Here is a 3451-nt window from a genome sequence, read left to right as displayed (position 1 = left end):
GTTAACGAAGAGTTCGACAAGATGCCTGTCAATATCGACAGGGCGAAAAATAGTCTGGACGTAGCATTTAAAAACGCCATTAACGACATCAATCAGGCGATTGGCTTGACCTCGACCCTGGCGGGGTTGATGCAAAGTGTTGCTGATAATCTTAATTACTACAATAAAAATGTCGGTGATTCTTCCAGAATGCCGAAGCTTATCAAGCTACAGCAAGAATTAAACTCCGAGCTTAAAGATGGTCAGCGCTGGTATGAGACAGACTCCGTATTCCAGACTCGTCGTGCGCAGGCCGCCGTTCAGTTAAAGCAGGTAGAAGGTGAAATTGCTCATATCAGAGCTAAAGCAGCAAGTGATGCTAAGAACAACCAAGGGTTCAAGACCGAAACAAGCGGAGACGATGCAGCAACATCAAAGCTGGTGAAAAACTCCGAGCGCAGGCTCGCTCTAGCCAAACTGGAAGGAGAGGCAAGAGCAAGACTTCAAGCTCAGTATGATGCTGCCGATGCTGGGGTTATGGATCCGAAACGCATCAAGACCCTTCAGGATGAATATGCGGAGACGTACCGAGTAACCGAGGCAAGAAAGGAAAGCAATAAAACTGGCAAGAAAACTGAGGCGCAGTCCGAATCAATTGCAAATAAGCTTGAAAATTTGCGTCAGCAGTCAGAATTGGCAGCTGATTCAACGGAGGAGCTAAGCAGAGAGCAGGCCATATTACGTGCTCAGCAGTCACTGGGTAATTCTGCAACCCAGGAGCAAATCAAAAAGGCCGGTGAATATGCAGCAAAAGCATGGGATGCATCAGCGGCAGCCAAAGGGGTAACAGAAGCACTTAAGGCAATGCCTTTACAGGCGGAGAATAAATCCTACGCCGAATCCATGCAAAATCTGAAGGCCGCACTGAACGCTGGGAAAATAGATCTCAAGGAGTATAACGCTGCCACGGAGAAAATGGCGCTCGAGCACCAGAATAACCTCGCCAAGATTAACGCCAAGGCCACAGTCAATCCGGTAGCTTCTGCCCGAGCCGAAGTTGACCCGGTACAGCAACTGGTGAACGAAAATAACCAGAAGTTAGCCCTGATGCAGCAATATCAGCAGCAGGAACAGGCGATACTCCAGCAAAGTTACCAAAAAGGGAAAATAAATTACGATCAGTTCGTTGCTGCAAAGGCAGCTACCGATGCCCAGTACCTTGCCTTAAAGACTGCGCAGGAAAACCAGTTCAATGAGCAGATGACAGCCGCTCAGTGGCAATTGCTCAGTCAGCAAGGTCTTGGTTATGAAATGCTGACAAGCGCGGTGGATGCGTTTTCAGGTAATGCATCTAATGCGTTAACCGGGCTGATCACCGGAACGATGTCAGCGCAGGATGCTATGCGTTCGCTCGGGAATACGATGCTGAACAGCGTGGTCAATGCGCTAGTCCAGGTTGGGGTTGAGGCACTCAAAAACTTCATTATCGGTCAGACATTGGGCGCAGCAGCTACTGCTGCTGGAGCATCTCAGGCTGCAATCTTGGCTACAGCTTGGGCTCCTGCCGCCGCCATGGCGAGCCTCGCTTCATTTGGGGCCAACTCAGTTCCTGCCATGACCGGAATTGCTTCAACGGTAGGACTGGCACAGGGTCTTGCTTTAACCGGTATGCGTTACAATGGCGGCCCGGTGAATGCAGGGGGTCTTTATCAGGTCGGTGAGCGAGGGAAACCTGAGATTTACCAGGCCAGTACCGGTAAGCAGTACATGATACCGGGCGACAACGGAAAGGTGATCAGCAACAAGGATTTGACTGCAGGCGGCGGTGTGAGCGTCATAATCAACGTACAGAATATGACGAGTGCCACATTTGACGCTCAGGCTACTAATAACGGAGATGGTACAATAACCGTGGATGCCATTATTGCTGACTTGAATAATGGAGGTCCTATATCGCAGGCTATTACTGGTAATACAACTGCGAAACGAACACCTCGAGGTCAGTTATAAGGAGATATGCGTGGTTATTGAGCCAAACGATGTGCAATCAATACCAACAGAGATAGGCAAGCCTCATAAGCTTTATCCGAACAGGGCAGTAGAGTTTGTATTTACTCTCAAGGACGGCTCTATCATCAAAGGCATTGCTCCTGCTGGAGAGGACCTGGAATTTACCAATAATGGCGATATCGTTGATATAAAAATCAATGTTTACGATACGCCATCTGGTCCACGGTCCGTTGAATAATCAAACCCGCTTCGGCGGGTTTTTTAATGCCTGGAGTTTAGATGCCAATTATCGACTATCCCGACTGGCTGCCGCTGGCGCAGAAGGCCAGCAAAAATATGACGCTCGATACCGGGTTCCAGACCGATCAGCCAGCGGTCGGCCCGGCTATCTTCCAGAACCTTACCGACGACCTGAAAGTGACCTGGTCACTGACGTGGATCTTCACTCTGGCGCAGGAACGCGCTTTCCAGCAGTGGCTACGCAGCCCGAACTATCTCAACCGAGGCCTGAACTGGTTCCGGATGAACATCAATCTGGGCGGCAGTGGCCTCCAGTTGCAGGAGCTTCACTTCACGCAGATGCCGGTGCAAACCAGTATCGACGGCGGGGTGGTGACATGGACAGGAACCGTTATTGCCAACCATCTGTACAACGCTGACGACGAGTTTGACGACATCATTGTTGAGCTGCCTCCGCCGTGGGATTCGTGGCTGGATATCGTTGTTACGGGTTATCCGGACGGGCGCGATCCGGAATCACTACCGAGGGTGCCGTAATGCCGAGCTTCAGGGAGTATAAGCAGCAGCGTCCGACGCGCGGACTGTACGACACCATCACGTTCTATCACCCATCATTTGGCTACGTCCGCCTTGTCGATAAGCAGTTCTTCCCGAAGACACTTGGCGGCCAGACGTACAAGCCAGCGCGATTTGAAATCGAAGAGAGCCAGCAAAGCGGCACGCCGGTGATCGACGCGACGGTGAAATTAGGACGGCTGTCGTCGGACATCAAAGCGCTGATGAAGGAGTGGAGGGGGGCGACCAGGCTGACAGCCATCACGGCCACGCGGCAGATATTCGACAGCGGAGACGTGTCTGTGCCGATTAAGTCCTGGCAGTTATACGTCAAGACGGTAGATATTGATGCCGACGCCGCATCGGTCACTCTGTCTGTGACCAACCCGCTCAATAATAATATTGGAAAATTATACGATCCCCGCGAATACACTGGACTCCAGTACCTATAAGGAATCCGCATGACTAAAGATGAATTTATCCGGCGGGTTATCGGAGTACCGTGGGCTAACCGGGCCTGCTCGTTCGAGAAAGTCGACTGCTGGGGCTTGTGCGTGTTGTATTACCGCAATGTCCTCGGCATTGAGTTGCATCAGACGCCGGATTACGAAGCCGGGGCCGACTTCTTCACCTGCTATGAGGGTGACGTCGTTTTCTGGCTCCAGGT

Annotated in this window: 5 protein-coding genes; all 5 read left to right on the top strand. The window is 51.3% G+C overall.

Going from position 1 to position 3451, the window contains the following annotated elements; all coding sequences use genetic code 11:
• The coding region (locus ACOTZF_RS25085; protein ID WP_421636233.1) for a phage tail tape measure protein at positions 1–1989 on the top strand (1989 nt) is incomplete at its 5' end.
• 10 nt (positions 1990–1999) lie between these two features.
• Positions 2000–2227 carry a hypothetical protein gene (locus ACOTZF_RS25080; RefSeq protein ID WP_045135341.1) on the top strand — a complete coding sequence of 76 codons (228 nt, stop codon included), beginning with the start codon at positions 2000–2002 and terminating at the stop codon, positions 2225–2227.
• Positions 2228–2268: 41 nt separating this feature from the next.
• Positions 2269–2766: a hypothetical protein gene (locus tag ACOTZF_RS25075; RefSeq protein ID WP_045135342.1), complete on the top strand. Its 498-nt coding sequence runs from the start codon at positions 2269–2271 to the stop codon at positions 2764–2766.
• Positions 2766–3236, top strand: a complete 471-nt coding sequence (locus ACOTZF_RS25070) for a hypothetical protein (RefSeq protein ID WP_129317981.1) — start codon at positions 2766–2768, stop codon at positions 3234–3236. The genes ACOTZF_RS25075 and ACOTZF_RS25070 overlap by 1 nt, the downstream gene beginning before the upstream one ends.
• A 9-nt stretch (positions 3237–3245) precedes the next feature.
• Positions 3246–3451 (top strand): NlpC/P60 family protein (locus ACOTZF_RS25065; RefSeq protein ID WP_421636232.1); only part of this gene is annotated, 206 nt, incomplete at its 3' end.

It is taken from the genome of Enterobacter cloacae complex sp. SHL021, assembly GCF_049237765.1.
Taxonomy (GTDB): Bacteria; Pseudomonadota; Gammaproteobacteria; order Enterobacterales; family Enterobacteriaceae; genus Enterobacter; species Enterobacter cloacae.
The sequence above is the reverse complement of the archived record's forward strand: the minus strand, read 5'-3'. Positions and strand labels throughout refer to the sequence as shown.